We start from the raw sequence: 18,241 nt of genomic DNA, 5'->3' as shown, positions 1-18,241 counted from the left end.
CGTGCCCGGCGGCGGCACATTCAGGCCGGCTGCGTCTCGCGGGACGCGCCATCGATCGCAAAGGCGCCATGCCGGCGGCGCGCGCACCACGCCTCGAGCATCATCAGCTGCCAGACGACCTGGCCGTGCAGCGCCGGTTCCTCGGGCAGGCGGCGCGCCAGCAGCAAGTCGATGAACTCGCGGCGCACGATGCCGCGTTTGGCGAAGGCGGCCAGGCTGTCGTAGGCGAGCGCGCGCAGGCGCGGATCGCCCTGCAGCCAGGCGCCGAAGGGCAAAGGCGGCGCCGGGTCGCGTGCCGGCGCCAGCCTGCAGCCGGCCTCGCGCAGGGCGCGCGTGAAGAGTTCGCGCGCGCCGCCGGCGGTTTTGAGGTGCGGGGCCAGACTGGCCGACATCGCCACCACCGCGTCGTGCAGGTAGGGAAAGGCCGGGGTCACGCCGTTCGCGGCGCATGCGGCGCTGAAGGCGGGCAGCAGGCGGCACGGCAGGTCGCCCTGCAGTTCCAGGTCGACCGAGCGGTTGACGCTGCTGCGCGCCTGCGCCAGCCACCAGGCCTGCTCCTGGGCGGCGCCCGGCGCATCGGGGTCGACCAGTTCCAGGAAGCCCGGCTCGAACACGGCGGCGGCGCCATGGGCCAGCAGCGCATTCGCGTGGCGCAGCCGCATCGGCGCCGGCGCCATCGAACGTTCGATGCGCGCACGCAGCCGGGCAAAAGCGCCGGGCAGGCTGGCGCCGGCCTTGAACAGCAGCGGTTCGATCAGCAACTGGCGCAGCGCGCCAGGCAGCCTTTCGTAGCGTCCGGCGCGCGCCAGGCCGGCGTAGCGCCGGCTGCAGCCGAACAGCTGCGCCGCGCCGAAGCCGCCGGCCAGGCGGCGCACCCCGTCCTCGCGCGCCATGCGCGCCGCGAACAGCATCGCCACCGCGGCCGGCTCGCCGCAGGGTCCGTCCGAGGCCAGGGCCAGGGCCGCGACGGCGTCGGCCACGTCGTCGGCGTCGATCACGGTCTCGCGGTGCCGGGTGTGCAGTTTCGATGCGGCCGTGCGGGCGCGCTTAAGCATGGAGTCCGCCTGCCGGCCGAAGCCGACCGTGTAGGTGGCGCAGGGCGCGCCGGTGACCCGTCCCAGCAGCGCCGCCAGCAGCATGCCGCCAGCGCCGCTGGCAAGCTGGACGCCGGCCCGGTGCTGGCCGGCCGCGGCCTTGATCCCGCAGGACAGCGCGTCGACCAGCGCGCCCTGCGGCGCGGGCTGCGGCGCATGCTCGGTATAGCGCATGCGCCAGTAGTGCAGGCGCTCGACGCGGCCGCCGCGCAGGTGCAGGCATTCGCCCGGGGCGAGCCGGCGGCTGCCCGCATGCATGGTGCGCGGGCCATGCACCGCGTTCAGGTACAGGTAGTCGAAGAGTGCCTGGGGATCGAGCTCGGCGCAGGCGCCGGGATGGCGCGCGAGTGCTTCCATGCTGCTGGAGAACAGCAGCGTGCGCCCGACCACCTGGTAGAACAGGGGCCGGGTGGCGCAGCGGTCGACCGCCAGCAGCGCCTCCGCGCGCCGCTCGTCGAGGATGGCGAAGGCGAAGTGCCCGGACAGCGCGGCACAGGCCTGGGCGCCATGGCTGCGCCACAGCCGCGCCAGCTCCTCGACGCGCTCGCCCCAGTGCACGATCAGGAGGCCGTCTTCCATATAGAGGGAGACTTCGTCGGCGTGGCCGGCGAGCGCCGCGGCGCCGAGACTGTGGGCGGCGGTGCGCAGCGCCGGTCCGCCGTCGAGCGGCGCGGCCATGTCGGCCAGCGGCAAGGCGGCCGGCTCGTTCGAAAACCATCCGCACAGCCCGGTCATGGCGTCACCTCGGCAAACAGGGGAGCCAGTTCGCCAGCCAGCAGGGCGCGGTCGATCTGGCCGTCGCCGGCGCGCGGCAGAGGCGCGCGCCGCACGTCGACCATGGCCGGCAGCATGTAGCGCGGCAGGCGCGCCTGGCAGGCGCCGAACAGGATCGTGGAATCAAGCCGCGCGCCCGGACGCGGCGTGGCCAGCACGGCGATGACCTGGCCCAGCCTTGGGTGGGCGACGCCGATCGCGGCCGCCTCGGCCACCAGCCCGGTGCCGACCACGATTTTTTCGACGTCGCGCGGACTGACGCGGTAGCCCTGGGTGACGATGACGTCGCTGCGGGCATCAAGCAGATAGAGGAAGCCCTCGCTGTCCTTGCGCGCGGCGACGCCCGGAAAGTAGCCGGTCTCGCGCCGCACCAGCCCGGGCGGCGGCGGCAGCGCGCGGAAGTGCGCGGTCGTGCGCTGCGGGTCGTTCCAGTAGCCGAGCGTGACCAGCGCGCCGCAGCGCACCAGCTCTCCGGTCTCGCCGGCAGCGCATTCGCGGCCGTCGGGCCGCAGCACCCGCCATTCTGAATACGGCAGCGCGCGGCCGATCGTGCCGGGGCGTTCGTCGAGCGCGGCCGGCATCAGGCTGGTCGAGCGGCAGGCGTCGCCGATGTCGTACAGCAGGTGGATCCGGGCGCGCGGCAGCGCATGCCGCAGGGCGTCGAGCGCGCCGCGATCGAGGCCGCCGCCGGCACACACCAGGGTGCGCAGGTGGGCGGCGGCGTGGCCGAGGTCGACCCGAATCAGCATCCTGGCGGCGGCGGGCGACGCGAACAGGCAGTCGACGGCGCCGCGCCCGAGCAGGCGCGCCAGCGCACCGGCGCCGTTCCCGTCCGGGTGGGCGCACTCGGGCTCGAGCACCAGCGCCGCGCCGGCGGCGAAGGTCGCCAGCAAGGCATTGATGCCATGGTCGCTGTGCAGGGGCAGCGCGGCCAGCACCCGGCCGCCCGGCTCCAGCCCGGCACACCGCAGGGTCGACTGGGCGCCCGCCACGAGGTTGCGGTGCGACAAGGCCATGCCGCGCGGCGCGCCAGCCGCGTCGATGCGATACAACAGTGCCGCCAGCGAGGCAGCCGCGGGCGCCGCCGGGGCGGCGGCGGCCAGGGCCAGAAAGGCATCCCACTCGAGCGTGCGCTGAGACGTGTCGGCCGGGGCGGCGCCGCCGTGGACGACCACCGTGCGCAGCATCGGGCAGCCGGGCAGTACGGTCCCCAGGGACGCGAGGTCGGCGGCATCGATGATGAGGATGCCCGCGCCGCAGTCGCGCAGCAGCGCGGCGCAGCGGGCGTGGTCGAGCTTGGGGTCGATGGGGACGACGGCGCAGCCGGCGCCGGAGGTCCCCAGCAGCGCCGCCACGAAGGCGGGACAGTCCGGCAGGCGAAGCGCGACGCGTTCATCGAGCCCGGCGCCGCAGGCGCGCAAGGCGGAGGCGACCGCGGCGGCGCTGGCGGCGAGCGCCGCATAGCTGATGCGCTGCGCGCGGTGGCGCAAGGCGGTGGCGGCCGGCGTGCGCGCGGCCGCCTCGTCCACCAGTTCGTGGGCCAGCTGGGCCATGGGTTCCTCCGATCATGCTCAAAAGAAACCTATGATTCAGAAAAACTGCAAACGGGCTATTGATCAGGGTCAACAACACGCCTGTCGCTGCTCCTGTCAGCGCGCAACATCCGGCGGTGGCACGCGTGTCTAATTGACATAAATGCACGATCGTGACACCGCCGATCCGGCTTCGACACGCGCCAACCGTGCAACACGACAACCGAGTGCAGGAGACGCCAGTCCATGAACGCGCCGCTGCTGACCACGCCCCGCGTGGAGCCGTTTTTCTTCGATGCCAGGCCGGGCACGCGCTTCAGCCTGTACCACGCGCCGAATCCCCAGGTCGCCCCGCGCGGCGCCATTCTCTACGTGCATCCCTTCGCCGAGGAGCTGAACCGGACGCGGCGCATGGCCGCCCAGCAGGCGCGCGCGTTTGCGGCGCTCGGCTACACGGTGTTGCAAATCGACCTCTTCGGTTGCGGCGACAGCTGCGGCGAATTCAACGCCGGCCGCTGGCAGATCTGGCACGACGACCTCGCCATCGCCGCCGCCTGGCTGGCCGAACGCGACAGCGGGCCGCTGACGCTGTGGGGCGTGCGCCTCGGCGGCCTGCTGGCGCTCGACGCCGCCCGGCAGCTGCAGCCGCGCCGCATCCTGTTGTGGCAGCCGTTCATGAGCGGGCGCGCCTGCATCAACGAATTCCTGCGCAGGTCGCCGCAACTGCGCGACCCGGCGCCAGGCGCTCCGCGCAGCACGGCGGCTCTGCGCGCCCAGCTCGCCGTGCATGGCGCCATCGAGGTCGGCGGCTATGAAGTCGCGGTCCCGCTGGTCAAGGCGGTGGACGCCTGCGACGCCGCCAGCCTGAACTTGCCGCCCTGCAGCGTGCACTGGTTCGCGCACGGCGCGGCGCCCTTGCGGGCCGCGGCCAGCGCCGCGCGCCTGGCCGAGCGCTGGGCGCCAGGCGGGGTGGCCCTGCATTTCCATGCGCTCGACGGCGCGCCGGGCTGGAACGGCACGGGCGAACTCGACTGCGTGGAGCTGCGCGCGGCCACCTGCGACCTGTTTTCCGGAGACCCGGCATGAAACTCGAACAGCGCGCCCTGCGCTTCCATTCCAGCGGTGTCGGCCTGATCGGCATCGTCGACGTACCCGAGCGCCCGCTCATGCGCGGCATGCTGGTCCTGCCCGACAGCACCCAGTACCGCGCCGGCAGCCACCGCCAGTTCACCTTGCTGTCGCGGATTCTGGCGGGGCGCGGCATCGCCGTGATGCGCTTCGACCGGCGCGGCTATGGCGACAGCGAAGGCGACCTCGCCAGCCGCGGCCCCGACCAGGCGGCCGAGGATCTCGAAGCGGCCATGAAAGAATTTTTCATTCACGTGCCCGAAATGAAAGAATCTGTCATCCTCGCGCCCGGCGACGCGGCCCCGCTGGCCGCCGCCTATGCCGCGCTTGATGCCCGCGTCACCGGGCTGGCCCTGCTCGATCCGCTGTTGCCGCCCGCGGTGGCCGGGACGCCGCGCGCAGGCCCGCGCTCGGTCGCACAGCGGCTGTTCCGCCGCGCCGCGGCCTTGCGCCGCGCCGCCAAGCCCGCCGCGCCCGGGCTGCCCGAGGCCGCGCCCGGCCTCTTCGGCGGGCGCGTCCTGCTGGTGGCGGCCGGCAGCGCTCCGGGGAATGGCGCCGGCACCACCTGCGCCCTCGAGCACCAGGGCCCGCGCAGCCGCCGCATCGAGATCGCCGGCTGCGCCGATTCCGGCGGCAGCGCCTGGCGCGAGGCGGTCGCCTTTGCCTGCGCCAGCTGGCTCACCTCCTGGTAGGCCCCAGGCGACGCGGAGCCGCCGCAGGACGCATCCGACGCAAATCGTCTATAGTGATGCTTCTGTACAAATATTAGACTTGCCATGAAATTTGACGTTGCAATCGTCGGCAGCGGCCTCGCCGGCCTGTCGGTGGCCCTGCATCTTGCGCAGACGCGCTCGGTTGCCATCATTTCCAAACGCGCCCTGCTGGACGGCGCCAGCAACTGGGCCCAGGGCGGGATTGCCGCCGTCCTCGATTCCGGCGACAGCCACGACCAGCACATCGCCGACACACTGGTGGCCGGCGCCGGCCTATGCGACGAAGCCGCCACCCGCTACATCGTCGAGAACGGCCGCGCCGCGATCGAATGGCTGATCGAACAAGGCGTGCCCTTCACCCGCGACGCCAGCGCCGAACTGGGCTTCCACCTGACCCGCGAAGGCGGCCACAGCCAGCGGCGCATCATCCACGCCGCCGACGCCACCGGCCACGCGGTGCAGGTCACACTCGAACAGAAGGTGCGCGCGCACCCGAACATCACCCTGTTCGAGCACCACTGCGCGATCGACGTCATCACCTCCGACAAATTGACTGGCAAAGGCGTGCAAGGCGCGGTGCATGGCGGCATCCCGCACCTGGTCGGCCAGCCGCGCTGCCACGGCCTCTACGTGCAGGACGAGCAAAGCGGCCAGGTGCTGACCTTCGAGGCCGAGCACACGGTGCTGGCCACCGGCGGCGCCGGCAAGGTCTACCTGTACACGACCAATCCCGACACCGCCACCGGCGACGGCATCGCCATGGCCTGGCGCGCCGGCTGCCGCATCTCGAACATGGAGTTCATGCAGTTCCACCCGACCTGCCTGTACCACCCCTACGCGAAATCCTTCCTGATCACCGAAGCGATTCGCGGCGAAGGCGGCCTCCTGAAGCTGCCGCCCGAGGCGGCGCTGGCCGGCGGCACCCGCTTCATGCCGGCCCACGACGAGCGCGGCGAACTGGCTCCGCGCGACGTGGTCGCCCGCGCCATCGACTTCGAGATGAAAAAGCGCGGCCTCGATTACGTCCACCTCGACATCAGCCACCAGAGCCCCGAATTCCTGAAGGAGCACTTCCCAACCATCTACGCGCGCTGCCTGGAGCTGGGCATCGACATCACGAAGGAACCGATTCCCGTCGTGCCGGCCGTGCACTTCACCTGCGGCGGCGTGGTGACCGACCTCGCCGGGCGCACCGACATCCCCGGCCTGTACGCAGTCGGCGAAACCGCCTGCACCGGCCTGCACGGCGCGAATCGCCTGGCCAGCAATTCGCTGCTCGAATGCGTGGTCGTCGGCCGCGCCTGCGCCAGCCAGATCGCGTCCGCGCCGCGCGTCGAGAACCCGCCGCTGCCGCCCTGGGACGAAAGCCGCGTCACCAATGCCGACGAGGAAGTCGTGATCGCCCACAACTGGGACGAGCTGCGCCGCTTCATGTGGAACTACGTCGGCATCGTGCGCACCACCAAGCGCCTCGAGCGTGCCCAGCACCGCATCGCCCTGCTGAAGGAAGAGATCGACGAGTACTACCGCAACTTCCGCATCACTGGCGACCTGCTGGAGCTGCGCAACCTGGTCGACGTGGCGGCGCTGATCGTCAACAGCGCGCTCTCGCGCCATGAAAGCCGCGGCCTGCATTATTCGCGCGACTATCCGGACACCCTGCCGAAGGCGCTGCCGAGCGTGCTGACGCCCTCGCGCCGCTAGGCCGGGCCGTCCCCGAAGCTGCTTTCGGACAGCCCGTCCGGCGGGTTTCCCTTATCCTGAACACGGCCCGCAACCCTGCGGGCCGTGCTCCATGCATCCATGAAAACCAAGCTCACCACCTCCACCGCCCTGCTGCTCACCACTGCACCCGCGCTCTGGGCCGGCAACGCCATCGTCGGGCGCCTCGTGCGCGAGGCGGTGCCGCCGATGACGCTCAACCTGCTGCGCTGGACCATCGCCCTCCTGATCCTGCTGCCGCTGGGGCGCGCCGCCCTGAAGCCTGAAAACGGCGTGCTGGCCAACTGGCGCCGCTACAGCATGCTCGGCCTGCTTGGCATCGGCCTTTACAACTCGCTGCAATACCTCGCCCTGCAAACCTCGACGCCGATCAACGTGACCCTGGTCGCCTCCGGCATGCCGGTCTGGATGCTGCTGGTCGGGCGCCTGTTCTTCGGCGTGCCGGTCAGGGGCAAGCAGGTCGCCGGCGCCGTGTTTTCGATCGCCGGCGTGCTGGTCGTGCTGTGCCGGGGAGAATTCGCACAGCTGGCGGCCCTGCGCCTGGTGCCGGGCGACCTCTACATGATCCTGGCGACCATCGCCTGGGCCTTCTACAGCTGGCTCTTGATGCAGCAGCGCGACGTGCCGGCATTGCGCGGCGACTGGGCCGCCTTCCTGCTGGCCCAGGTGGCCTTCGGCGTGCTGTGGTCGGCCGGCCTGAGCGGCGCCGAATGGGCCATCAAGGGCGTCGACATCGCTTGGAGCTGGCCGGTGGCAGCCGCCCTGCTGTATGTCGCGATCGGGCCGGCCATCCTCGCCATGCGCGCCTGGGGTGCGGGCGTGCAGCGGGCCGGGCCGACGGTCGGCGCTTTTTTCGTGAACCTGACGCCGCTGTTCACGGCCCTGCTGTCGTCCGCCTTCCTCGGCGAGGCGCCACACCTCTACCATGCGCTGGCTTTCCTGCTGATCGTGGGCGGGATCGCGGTCTCGGCGCGCTGAGGACCTTTCCGCGGCACATCGTCCTCCACGGAATCGTGTTCTGGCTGATCCGGCAAGGGTGCTACGATCCCATCCGAATGGAGAACGCACGATGGCCGAAGGTTTTACGCAATACAATGAAGTATGCGACAGCGAAGTACGCGACAGCGCGTCCGCGCTCGCGGACTTCCTGGAACGCCATCCGAAAACGCTGGTGCTGACCGGGGCCGGGCTGTCCACCGCGTCCGGCATTCCCGATTACCGCGACCGCGACGGCGTACGCCGCGGCAGGGAGCCGATCCAGGGTCCCGAATTCCGGCGCTCGCAGGCCGTGCAGCGCCGCTACTGGGCGCGCAGCATGGTCGGCTGGCCGGTGCTGGCACGCGCCCGCCCGAACGCCGGGCACGCAGCCCTGGCCGCGCTCGAGGCCGCCGGACGGATCGGCTCCCTGCTCACCCAGAACGTCGACGGCCTGCACCAGCAGGCCGGCAGCCATGCCGTGCTCGAGCTGCACGGCAATATCCACTCGGTGAACTGCCTGGCCTGCGGGTCGCGCGTGCCGCGCGCCTCCGTGCAGGCGCAATTGGTCGAGGCGAACCCCTTGCTGGCGGGCGCCATGGCCACGCCCTTGCCCGACGGCGACGCCCACATCGAACCCGAAGCGCTCGAGGATTTCCAGCTGCCGGCTTGCACCCATTGCGGCGGCACCTTGATGCCCGACGTGATTTTCTTCGGCGATACCCTGCCGCCCGCCCGCACGGCCCTGGCGCTGGCGCAGATGGAAGCGGCCGACGCGCTGCTCGTCGTCGGCTCCTCGCTGATGGTGTATTCCGGCTTTCGCTTCTGCCGGATGGCCGCCCACGCCGGCAAGCCGATCGCCGCCGTCAACCTCGGCCGCACCCGTGCCGACGACCTGATCTCGCTGAAAATCGAGGCCTCCGCCGAGCAACTGCTGCCGAGGGTAGTGCAACTGCTCGACGCGCACACCATGCCGGTTCCGATCGGCCTCATCCGACAAAGGGGAGTACTTTGACAAGATCGCTCAAGGATGTCAGAGCTGTTGACTCACGCCAGCGCTGGACCCAGCGCGCCATCGTGGCCGGCCTCGGGCTGGCCGCCTCCTGGCTGTTCGTACGCGGCAAGACCGCCCAGGCCGAGCAGGAGAACCCGCCGCGCGGCAAATTCGTCGAGGTCGACGGCGTGCGCCTGCACTATCTCGAACGCGGCAGCGGCCCGGCGCTGGTGCTCCTGCACGGCAATGGCGTGTACGCCAACGATTTCGAATACAGCGGGCTGGTCGACAAGCTCAGCGAGCGCTACCGCGTGATCGCCTTCGACCGTCCCGGCTTCGGCTACAGCGAGCGCCCGCGGACCACGCTCTGGACGCCGGACGCCCAGGCGCGCCTGCTGCACCATGCAATGCAGGAGCTGAAGATCGACTCCGCCATCGTGCTCGGGCATTCCTGGGGATCGATGGTGGCGCTGGCGATGGGCCTGCAGGTGCCGGACGCCGTGCGCGGCCTGGTGCTGCTCTCCGGTTACTACTACCCGACCCTGCGCCTGGACGTGCCGGTCGCGGCGCCGCCCGCCATCCCCATCATCGGCGACCTGATGCGGCACACGATCACGCCGCTGTTCGCGCGCCTGATGTGGCCGCTGACGACAAAGCACATGTTTGCGCCGCGCCCGGTGGCCGAGCGCTTCCGCCAGCTCTCGCCCTGGATGGCGCTGCGCCCGAAGCAGGTGCGCGCCGCCGCGGCCGAGGCGGCGCTGATGATCCCGGCGGCACGCTCGCTGTCGCAGCGCATCGAGCGGCTGCAGGTGCCGGTGCAGATCGTGGTCGGCACCCAGGACAAGGTGGTCACGCCGTCGAAAGCCTCGGAGCGGCTGCACGAGGAGATCCAGGACCGCCGGGGCTCGAGCGAGCTGCACCTGATGCCGGGGGTGGGCCACATGGTGCATTACGCGCATCCCGAGCAGATCGTGGCGGCGGTCGATGCGATTGCGGCGCAGGTCGGCGAGCCGGTGGCTTTGCGCAGTCCGCGGGCGGAGGCGCTCGCCCGGGCAAGCGAAAGCGGGGTTTGACCGCAAAAAAATGGGCGGGATAACCCGCCCATCTCTTCCAAGCAACCTACCTGCTTACCCGACGATCCGCAACGAATAATCCGTCGCGCGCACGTCCTTGGTCAAGCTGCCGATCGAAATCCGGTCCACGCCCGTTTCGGCAATCGCCCGCACCGTCTCCATGTTGATGCCGCCCGACGCCTCGAGCAGCGCCCGGCCGCCGTTGACCTGCACCGCCTGGCGCATCATGTCGAGGTTGAAGTTATCGAGCAGCACCGACTTGACGCCCGCCGCCAGCGCTTCTTCCAGCTGGGCGATGGTCTCGACTTCGATCTGCACGCTGACGCCGGCATTGAGCGCATTCGCGTTTTCCAGCGCGCGCGTCACGCCGCCGGCCGCCGCGATATGGTTTTCCTTGATCAGGATGCCGTCGTACAAGGCCATGCGCTGGTTCTTGCCGCCGCCGACGCGCACCGCGTACTTCTGCGCCTGGCGCAGGCCGGGGAGCGTCTTGCGGGTGTCGAGGATGGCCGCGCTGGTGCCCGCGATCACGTCGACATACTTGCGCGTGGCGCTCGCCACGCCCGAGAGCAGCTGCATGAAGTTCAGCGCCGCGCGCTCGGCCGTCAGCAGCGAACGGGGCGAACCGGCTATCGTGCAGACCACCGAGTCGGCCGTCATCATGTCGCCCTCGGCATACTGCCAGTCGATCTCGATGTCCTGGTCGACGGCCAGCATCACGCCCTCGAACCAGGGCGCGCCGCACAGCACGGCGGCTTCGCGCACAAGGACACGAGCATGAGCACGTGCCGGGTGAGGAACCAGCATGCCGGTCAGGTCGCCGGTGCCAACGTCTTCCAGCAGCGCGGCGAGGATGTTCTGCTCGAACGATGCTTGCAGCTTGTCGTCGAAGGCGTCGTGGGGATTACGGAGGGTAGTCATGCCGGCCCCACATTCGAAAACAGTTGGGTGTTCTGCTCGAGCGCGCCGGTCGGCAGCGCCTTCGCCTTCTTGGCGGCGGCAAAGTCGAGCATGCGGTCGATCGCGCGCACGGCTTCGCGGCCGATGGCCGGGTCGACGAAGACTTCATTGGCGCCGGACTCCAGCACCTCGGCCAGGTTCTTCAGGCCGTTCATCGCCATCCACGGGCAGTGGGCGCAGCTCTTGCAGGTCGCGCTGTTGCCGGCGGTCGGCGCTTCGATGAAGTGCTTGCCGGGCGCCGCCATGCGCATCTTGTGCAGGATGCCGTTGTCGGTGGCGACGATGAAGGTGGTCGCATCCATCGTCTGCGCGGCGTTGATCAGCTGGGTGGTCGAACCGACCACGTCGGCCTGGGCCACCACATTGCTTGGGGACTCGGGGTGCACCAGCACCTTCGCGTCCGGATGCTCGGCCTTGAGCAGGTCGAGTTCGATGCCCTTGAATTCGTCGTGCACGATGCACGAGCCCTGCCACAGCAGCATGTCGGCGCCGGTCTGCTTCTGGATGTACGAGCCGAGGTGCCGGTCCGGCGCCCACAGGATCTTCTTGCCCTGCTCGTGCAGGTGCTTGACGATGTCCAGGCCGATCGACGAGGTCACCATCCAGTCGGCGCGCGCTTTGACTGCTGCGCTGGTGTTGGCGTAGACGACGACGGTGCGGTCCGGGTGCTGGTCGCAGAAGGCGGCGAATTCGTCGGCCGGGCAGCCGAGGTCGAGCGAACAGGTCGCTTCCAGGTCCGGCATCAGGATGGTTTTTTCGGGGCTCAGGATCTTGGCGGTCTCGCCCATGAAGCGCACGCCGGCCACGACAAGGGTCTTTGCCTGGTGGTCACGGCCGAAGCGCGCCATCTCGAGCGAGTCGGAGACGCAGCCGCCGGTCTCCTCGGCCAGGTCCTGCAGTTCGGGGTCGACGTAGTAGTGGGCGACCAGCACCGCTTCCTTTTCCTTCAGGAGGCGGCGGATGCGTTCCTTCAGCTCGGCCTTTTCGGCGGGCGACGGCTGTTCGGGAGTACGTGCCCAGGCTTGCGCCGTGCAGGCATTGCCGCCTTGCGGGTGGTCGTATTCGTAGGTTTTGATCGGCAGGATGTTCATGCGATGTTGGTCTCACATTAGCGTAGCGACAGAGTCGCGACGTGTTGAACGCGTGGACGGCAGAGCCGTCCACCCTACGGGGAGCGGGCCCCGTTCAATACAACACAAAATCAGGCAATGCCCTGGCTCGTCAGGTATTCCTCGTACGTGCCGCGGAAGTCGACGACTTCGTTTTCCTTCACTTCGAGCACGCGGGTGGCCAGCGAGGAGACGAACTCGCGGTCGTGCGAGACGAAGATCAGGGTGCCTTCGTACTTGTCGAGCGCGATGTTGAGCGACTCGATCGATTCCATGTCCATGTGGTTGGTCGGTTCGTCGAGCAGCAGCACGTTGTGGCGGCCCAGCATCAGCTTACCGTACATCATGCGGCCCTTTTCGCCGCCGGAGAGCACGCGCACCGACTTCTTGACTTCGTCGCCGCCGAACAGCAGGCGCCCCAGGATCGAGCGCACGGCCAGGTCGTCGTCGCCTTCTTTCGTCCAGCGTCCCATCCAGTCGGTCAGGATGTCGTCCTTCATGAATTCCTCGGTCGGATCCTGCGGCATGTAGCCGACGTTCGCGTTCTCGGCCCACTTGATGCGGCCATGGTCGGCCGACAGGCCGGTGATGTCTTCGCCGCCGATGCAGCGCAGCAGCGTGGTTTTACCCGCACCGTTGGCGCCGATGATCGCGATGCGCTCGCCCGCCTCGACCATGATCGAGAAGTTCTTGAACAGCGTGCGGTCGTAAGACTTGGTCAGGCCCTCGGTCTCGACGGCCAGGCGGTGCAGCTTCTTCTCGCCTTCGAAGCGCACGAACGGATAGGCGCGCGAGGACGGCTTGAATTCCTCGATCTTGATCTTGTCGATCTGCTTGGCGCGCGAGGTCGCCTGGCGTGCCTTGGACTTGTTGGCCGAGAAGCGGCGCACGAAGTCCTGCAGTTCGGCGACCTTTTCCTTGGCCTTGGCGTTGTTCGCCAGCTGCTGGTTGCGCGCCTGGGTCGAGGCCAGCATGTAGTCGTCGTAGCTGCCCGGGTAGACCTTCAGCGTGCCGTAGTCCATGTCGGCGATGTGGGTGCAGACCTGGTTCAGGAAGTGACGATCGTGCGAGATGATGATCATCGTCGAGTTACGCTGGTTCAGCACGTCTTCGAGCCAGCGGATCGTGTTGATGTCCAGGTTGTTGGTCGGCTCGTCGAGCAGCAGGATGTCCGGGTTCGAGAACAGGGCCTGGGCCAGCAGCACGCGCAGCTTCCAGCCGGGCGCCACGGCGCTCATCGGGCCATGGTGCAGCTCGCTCGCGATTTCCAGGCCCAGCAGCAGTTCGCCGGCGCGCGCTTCGGCCGAGTAGCCGTCGTATTCGGCGACCTTGCCTTCGAGCTCGGCCGCGCGCATGTAGTCGTCGTCAGTCGCTTCCGGGTTGGCGTAGATGGCGTCGCGCTGGGCGATCGCTTCCCACAATTCGGTGTGGCCCATCATGACCACGTCGAGCACGCGCACGTCTTCGTAGGCGAACTGGTCCTGGCGCAGCTTGCCGAGGCGCTCGCCCGGGTCGAGGCTGACGTTGCCGGCCGATGGGTCGAGGTCGCCGCCGAGGATCTTCATGAAAGTCGACTTGCCGCAGCCGTTCGCGCCGATCAGGCCGTAACGATTGCCCTCGCCAAACTTGACGGAGATGTTTTCGAACAGCGGCTTGGCGCCGAATTGCATCGTGATATTGGCTGTACTGAGCACTGGTAGGACCTCTAGCGGAGTTTTCGATTAACCGCGTATTTTAGCACGCCGCGAGGACGGCGCAGGCGCCGGCGCAGCCTGCCAGGGCAGTTTTACGGCGGCGGCTGGGCTGGCCGCGCCGGGAATCAGGGAGGCGGCGGCCACCCCGGGTCGACGGCCGCGCCCTGGCAGAGCGAGGGGTCGGGCCGGGTGCCGCGCAGGTCGGCGCCGCGCAGGTCGGCCTGGCGCAGGTTGGTGCCGGTCAGGGACGCGCCCTGCAGCCTGGCGCCCCGCAGGTCGGCGCCGGACAGGTCGGCGGTGCCCAGCTTCGCGCCTTCGAGGTTGGCCTGCGACAGGTCGGCCCGGCGTGCGCGCGCCGCCCACAGGATCGCGCCGCGCAGGTCGGCCCCGCGCAGGCTGGCCCCGTCCAGCATGGCGTAGGAAAGGTCGGCGCCGGCGAGCGGCAGGCCGTGGAGATCGGCGCCGGCGAGGTCGGCGCCGTTGAGCGACAGGGCCGCGCCCGCGCGGCACAGCCCCAGTACTTCATCGCGGGTCATCGCATCAGCCGAAGATGGTCTGCTGCACCCAGTAGCGCTTGCGGTAGCCGCCGCCGAAATCGACCTCGATGCCCTTGCGCGCCACCAGCTCGCCCGAACCGTTGTGGAAGTGGTAGCCGACTTCGGTGGTGCCGGGAACGTTCTCGACGCCGTTGATGTTGGCGCCGCCCGCCACCAGGGCGCGCAGGCGCGTGCCGACGGCGGAGGCGAGCAGCGCGTCGACGTCGTCGTCGCTTGCCCCCGCCACCAGCCGCGGGATGTCCGGGCCGTCGCCGCGGCCCGCTTCGGGCGGTTGCGGCGGCACCGTGCGGGCCTGCGAGGACAGGCCCTCGACCTCGCGCAGCGAGCTGTGCAGCGTCGTGATGCTGCCGTCGTTACCGACCCCGACCCGGACGATCCCGGCGTCCGGCGTGATGACCGGGATGCCGCTGATCACCTGGCGATACTGGAAGATGGTCTCGCTGGTGTGTCCCGGCTCGATCCGCCCGTCGCCGGCCAGCGAGGCGCCGGCCGATTGCGACAGCAGCACGCGGTCGAACACCAGGCTGTTGCCGGGATCCAGGTCGAACTGGCGAATGGCGTCCTCGGCCAGGTTGCGCGCGCGCGCCAGCGGCAGCGCCGATTCGTTGTCGAGGTTGGGCAGCGCGAAACGCACGTCGACGGCGCCGCGCTCGTCGCGCGCAATGAGCCGCTCGCCGCTGTGCGCAAGGAAGCTGCCGTCCTGCTGGGCGGCCAGTCCCTTGCCTGCGAAGCCGAACCGGTCGGCCAACTGCCCGGGCTCGACCAGGCTCGCGGCCGCCGGCCGCAGCAGGGCCAGCTGGGCCTCGCGCGGGATGCGGCGGCTGGCGGCGCGCGCCGAACGCGCCACGTTGTACCAGCGCCACCACCAGTAGGCGTGGCTCACCGCGCCCCACTCCAGCTTGTTTTCGTTGAAGACGCGGTTCTTCGCTTCCTCCGCGGTGGCGCCGCAGGCGACGACAGAGGGCGCCTGGTCGTGGGCGATGTCCCAGCTCCCCTTCAGCCAGGCGGTGCCCAGCGATTCCTTGCCGTTGTTCCAGTATTTCCAGAAATTCTTGCCATAGTTCGGATTGTCCCAGCTGACCGTCTCGAAGCCGAACATCATGCGAAAGCCCGGGCTGGGCTGGTTGCCCCAGGTACGGATCGGGCTGTGTCCCGAGAGCACGCGCAGCGACTCGCAGGTCGACCAGAAGATGTAGCGCGCGTATTCGTTGCCGATGCGCATGTTCGCGGAGGTGGCCGTGCAGCCCAGGCCGCCCCAATTCGCGCCCATCGGCACATAGAACACGCCGTTCGCGTCCATGCCGCCGTGCCCGGAATGGTAGACCGCCAGCGCGGCGTCCATGCCGTAGGTGTCCTGCCAGTTGTCGAACTCCTCGTAGTAAGCCCAGGCCCGCACCCCGTCGTCCCGGTACCAGAAATTCGTCGGATGAAACTTGTTCAGGTATTCCCAGAAACCCTGGGCGTCCTCGTGCGTGTAGGTAAGCGCGCCAGCCTCGCAGAACTTCTCGATGCTGAATTCGCCGTGCACGTGCGCGCCGCCACGCGGCATTTCCGCGCGCTGGGTTTCCGCCATGATCGGGTCTTCCATGCCCATGAGCGCCATCGTAAGCTCGTGGGATCGTGACTGCTGTGTCGTCGCTGTATCCGGCATGATGTTCTCCTCCAGGCAGGCAGGCGCAGCCAGGCCGCCCCCGCATCTGCCTCTTGCACCACCTGGCGCTCCGCGTCCGTCCCGCCCGGGGAGGGCGAGCTGGCAATCGGCACTGGTGTCGGCGGCCACTGCCATAAAGGCGCGGTGCCGTTCTTGATGAAGGTGGAGTATAGGAAGCGCATCCCGCCTGCGATTGAGGTGCCTCAAATCGCGCCGGGAGCATGACGCACATTCCGCGAGGTCATTTGCCGGCGCCTAAGAGGCGCAGGGCAAGCAAAGGAGCCCGGTGGGGGCGTCGCGTTGGCAGTGGCCTGAACGGCAAGGGCGCACCCGCGTGCGCCGTTCGAACCGTTGCCGCCCCTGCCCTGGCTCTCCTCAGCCCAGGGCCAGGGTCGGATAATCCCTGAGGGTCAGCCTGAAACCCTCGTCGTGCGAGACCAGGCTGGCCGTCGCGCCGAAGGGAATCGTCACCCGGCGCGCGATGTGGCCGAAGGAGAGTCCGGTGATCACGGGAATCGGCAGCACCTCGCGCAGGTAGGCGACCATGGGTTCGAAATCGTAGCCATTGTCCAGCGGGCCCAGCCTGTAGCCGGAAAAATCGCCCAGCACCAGGGCCTGCTGACTCGCCAGCACGCCGGCCTGCATCAGCTGCAGCAGCATGCGCTCGACCCGGTAGGGGTGCTCGCTGATGTCTTCCACGAACAGGATGCCGCCCTCGACGCGCGGGAACCATTCGGTGCCGATAAGGGAGCAGAGCATGGCCAGGTTGCCGCCCCAGACTGTGCCGCGCACGTCCACGCAGGGGTTGCCGGAGGCGGCTTCGATGATCGTATGGGTCGGGCCGGCCAGGCACTGCCAGAAATTCTCCAGCGTAAAGTCGACCGCCTCGGGCGCGCCGAAGTCGCCGGCGACGAGCGGCCCTGCATAGCTGAGCGCGCCCGCCTTCGCCATCAGGCCCATCTGCAGGGCGGTGACGTCCGAATAGCCGACGAACAGCTTGCCGCTGGCCGCGAGGCGTTCGAAGTCGATGCTCGGGAGCAGGCGCGTCAGGCCATAGCCGCCACGCACCGCCATCACGACCTGGACCTCCGGGTTGTCGGCCGCGGCATACAGTTGGGCCAGGCGCGCCTCGTCGGTGCCGCCGAAGCGCTGGTGGATGGCTTGATGGTCGTAGTAATTGTGCACGCGGCAGCCATAGGCTTCGAGGCGGGCGATGCCGCGTTCGACCGCGAGCGGGTCCGGGACGCAGCCCGCAGGCGCGACGATGGCGACGCCGGGAGCATTGCGGAAGGTCTGGCCCGAGGCGTTACCGAAAGAGAAATGGGTCACTGTTTGACGAAGAGGCGCGGTGTTGAGTCCGGCGCCATCTTACCGCGCGCATGGAAGTCGATCAAGGTGAGCAGGCGCTCGTTGAGCTGGACCGGCAAATCGTGTCCCATGCCTTCGATCAGCTCGAAGCGGGCGCCCGGCACCTGGGCCGCCGTGTCGGCGCCGCAGGCCGGCGGCACCACCGGGTCGCAGGCGCCATGGATGACGAGGGTCGGCACGGTGATCGAGCGCAGCAGCGCGCTGCGGTCGGGCGCCGCGGCGACCGCCTGCATCTGGCGTGCCACCCCGGCCGGGCAATGGCAGCGCCGCAGGGCGCGCGCGGCGCGGCGCCGCAACTGCTTTTCGGGGGTCGGATAGGCCGGGCTGCCGATCGCCTGCCACAGCGCGACCGACGCGTCGACGATGGCCTCGACGTCGTTCGGGTTGGCGGGCCGGCGCTGCATGGCCAGGCGCGCTTCGGGAGTCGGGCCCGGCAGGCCGCGCCGGCTGCTGCTCGACATGATGGAGGTGAGGCTGAGCACGCGCTGCGGATGGCGCGCCGCCAGGATTTGCGCCACCATCGCGCCCATTGCGACCCCGACCAGGTGCGCCCTGGCGATCCCGAGCGCCGACAGCACGCCGAGGGCGTCCATGGCCATGTCCTCGAGGCCATAGGGCGCGCGCAGGGGCAGCTTCAGGGTGGACTTGAGCCAGTTCCAGGCGCGGTTCGGCCTGCCGCCCCGCTCGAACTTGGTGGACAGCCCGCAATCGCGGTGGTCGAAACGGATGACGTAGAAACCCAGCTCGACCAGGCCGTCGACGAATTCGTCGGGCCAGGCCGTGAGCTGCATGCCCAGGTCGTGCAGCAGCAGCACCGGCGTGGACTTGGCGTCCCCCGCGGTGTCGAAGGCGATGCGGATGCCGTTGGCGGTCAGCGTCGGCATGGCATCTGGACCG

Annotated in this window: 15 protein-coding genes; 6 read left to right on the top strand and 9 right to left on the bottom strand. The window is 69.4% G+C overall.

What is annotated here, in order from left to right:
• Positions 1-20: 20 nt before the first annotated feature.
• Together ACWCIA_RS21550 and ACWCIA_RS21545 are read right to left on the bottom strand one after the other, a co-directional pair.
• The gene (locus ACWCIA_RS21550; RefSeq protein ID WP_454166532.1) at positions 21-1,829 is read right to left on the bottom strand and encodes an asparagine synthase-related protein; all 1,809 of its coding nucleotides are present in this window, start codon (positions 1,827-1,829) and stop codon (positions 21-23) included.
• A complete protein-coding gene (locus ACWCIA_RS21545; RefSeq protein WP_454166531.1) occupies positions 1,826-3,421 on the bottom strand; it encodes an AMP-binding protein in 1,596 nt (531 codons plus the stop codon). The genes ACWCIA_RS21550 and ACWCIA_RS21545 overlap by 4 nt, the downstream gene beginning before the upstream one ends.
• A 225-nt stretch (positions 3,422-3,646) precedes the next feature.
• Between ACWCIA_RS21545 and ACWCIA_RS21540 the strand changes: the two genes are divergently transcribed.
• The 6 genes from ACWCIA_RS21540 to ACWCIA_RS21515 all read left to right on the top strand — a co-directional run bounded on the left by ACWCIA_RS21540 (position 3,647) and on the right by ACWCIA_RS21515 (position 10,005).
• Positions 3,647-4,486 carry a hydrolase 2, exosortase A system-associated gene (locus tag ACWCIA_RS21540; RefSeq protein ID WP_454166530.1) on the top strand — a complete coding sequence of 280 codons (840 nt, stop codon included), beginning with the start codon at positions 3,647-3,649 and terminating at the stop codon, positions 4,484-4,486.
• The gene (locus ACWCIA_RS21535) at positions 4,483-5,220 is read left to right on the top strand and encodes a hypothetical protein (protein WP_454166529.1); all 738 of its coding nucleotides are present in this window, start codon (positions 4,483-4,485) and stop codon (positions 5,218-5,220) included. The genes ACWCIA_RS21540 and ACWCIA_RS21535 overlap by 4 nt, the downstream gene beginning before the upstream one ends.
• Before the next feature lie 84 nt (positions 5,221-5,304).
• Entirely contained in the window at positions 5,305-6,945 is a 1,641-nt protein-coding gene (nadB, locus tag ACWCIA_RS21530) for an L-aspartate oxidase (RefSeq protein ID WP_454166528.1), read from the top strand.
• 99 nt (positions 6,946-7,044) lie between these two features.
• The gene (locus ACWCIA_RS21525; protein WP_454166527.1) at positions 7,045-7,941 is read left to right on the top strand and encodes a DMT family transporter; all 897 of its coding nucleotides are present in this window, start codon (positions 7,045-7,047) and stop codon (positions 7,939-7,941) included.
• Between the two features lie 91 nt (positions 7,942-8,032).
• Positions 8,033-8,953, top strand: a complete 921-nt coding sequence (locus tag ACWCIA_RS21520; RefSeq protein ID WP_454166526.1) for an NAD-dependent protein deacetylase — start codon at positions 8,033-8,035, stop codon at positions 8,951-8,953.
• Entirely contained in the window at positions 8,950-10,005 is a 1,056-nt protein-coding gene (locus tag ACWCIA_RS21515; protein ID WP_454166525.1) for an alpha/beta fold hydrolase, read from the top strand. Before ACWCIA_RS21520 ends, ACWCIA_RS21515 begins: the two co-directional genes overlap by 4 nt.
• Positions 10,006-10,059: 54 nt before the next feature.
• Here the strand turns inward: ACWCIA_RS21515 and nadC are convergent, their stop codons facing one another.
• From nadC to ACWCIA_RS21480, 7 genes are all read right to left on the bottom strand, one after another.
• The gene (gene nadC / locus ACWCIA_RS21510; RefSeq protein WP_454166524.1) at positions 10,060-10,926 is read right to left on the bottom strand and encodes a carboxylating nicotinate-nucleotide diphosphorylase; all 867 of its coding nucleotides are present in this window, start codon (positions 10,924-10,926) and stop codon (positions 10,060-10,062) included.
• Positions 10,923-12,056 (bottom strand): quinolinate synthase NadA, encoded by a 1,134-nt coding sequence (gene nadA / locus ACWCIA_RS21505; protein ID WP_454166523.1) that lies wholly within the window; start codon positions 12,054-12,056, stop codon positions 10,923-10,925. Before nadA ends, nadC begins: the two co-directional genes overlap by 4 nt.
• Before the next feature lie 110 nt (positions 12,057-12,166).
• Positions 12,167-13,768, bottom strand: coding sequence for an ABC-F family ATPase (locus ACWCIA_RS21500; RefSeq protein WP_454166522.1), 1,602 nt, complete (start codon positions 13,766-13,768; stop codon positions 12,167-12,169).
• A 125-nt stretch (positions 13,769-13,893) separates the two neighbouring features.
• Positions 13,894-14,304 (bottom strand): pentapeptide repeat-containing protein, encoded by a 411-nt coding sequence (locus tag ACWCIA_RS21495; RefSeq protein ID WP_454166521.1) that lies wholly within the window; start codon positions 14,302-14,304, stop codon positions 13,894-13,896.
• 4 nt (positions 14,305-14,308) lie between these two features.
• On the bottom strand, positions 14,309-15,928 hold the full coding sequence (locus ACWCIA_RS21490; RefSeq protein WP_454166520.1) for a DUF6345 domain-containing protein: 1,620 nt from the start codon (positions 15,926-15,928) through the stop codon (positions 14,309-14,311).
• A gap of 423 nt (positions 15,929-16,351) precedes the next feature.
• Positions 16,352-17,305, bottom strand: coding sequence for a muramoyltetrapeptide carboxypeptidase (ldcA, locus tag ACWCIA_RS21485; protein ID WP_454166519.1), 954 nt, complete (start codon positions 17,303-17,305; stop codon positions 16,352-16,354).
• Positions 17,302-18,228 (bottom strand): alpha/beta fold hydrolase, encoded by a 927-nt coding sequence (locus tag ACWCIA_RS21480; protein ID WP_454166518.1) that lies wholly within the window; start codon positions 18,226-18,228, stop codon positions 17,302-17,304. The genes ldcA and ACWCIA_RS21480 overlap by 4 nt, the downstream gene beginning before the upstream one ends.
• Positions 18,229-18,241 lie beyond the last annotated feature (13 nt).

This window comes from Massilia sp. SYSU DXS3249, assembly GCF_053668055.1.
Note: the sequence above shows the minus strand (reverse complement) of the source record. Positions and strands in the feature narration are given on the sequence as shown.

Coding starts and splice junctions, on each gene's coding strand:
- nadB (WP_454166528.1), top strand. CDS start 5,305: ATGAAATTTGACGTTGCAATCGTCGGCAGCGGCCTCGCCGGCCTGTCG.
- ACWCIA_RS21540 (WP_454166530.1), top strand. CDS start 3,647: ATGAACGCGCCGCTGCTGACCACGCCCCGCGTGGAGCCGTTTTTCTTC.
- nadC (WP_454166524.1), bottom strand. CDS start 10,926: ATGACTACCCTCCGTAATCCCCACGACGCCTTCGACGACAAGCTGCAA.
- nadA (WP_454166523.1), bottom strand. CDS start 12,056: ATGAACATCCTGCCGATCAAAACCTACGAATACGACCACCCGCAAGGC.
- ACWCIA_RS21480 (WP_454166518.1), bottom strand. CDS start 18,228: ATGCCGACGCTGACCGCCAACGGCATCCGCATCGCCTTCGACACCGCG.
- ACWCIA_RS21545 (WP_454166531.1), bottom strand. CDS start 3,421: ATGGCCCAGCTGGCCCACGAACTGGTGGACGAGGCGGCCGCGCGCACG.
- ACWCIA_RS21535 (WP_454166529.1), top strand. CDS start 4,483: ATGAAACTCGAACAGCGCGCCCTGCGCTTCCATTCCAGCGGTGTCGGC.
- ACWCIA_RS21520 (WP_454166526.1), top strand. CDS start 8,033: ATGGCCGAAGGTTTTACGCAATACAATGAAGTATGCGACAGCGAAGTA.
- ACWCIA_RS21550 (WP_454166532.1), bottom strand. CDS start 1,829: ATGACCGGGCTGTGCGGATGGTTTTCGAACGAGCCGGCCGCCTTGCCG.
- ACWCIA_RS21495 (WP_454166521.1), bottom strand. CDS start 14,304: ATGACCCGCGATGAAGTACTGGGGCTGTGCCGCGCGGGCGCGGCCCTG.
- ACWCIA_RS21490 (WP_454166520.1), bottom strand. CDS start 15,928: ATGGCGCTCATGGGCATGGAAGACCCGATCATGGCGGAAACCCAGCGC.
- ACWCIA_RS21525 (WP_454166527.1), top strand. CDS start 7,045: ATGAAAACCAAGCTCACCACCTCCACCGCCCTGCTGCTCACCACTGCA.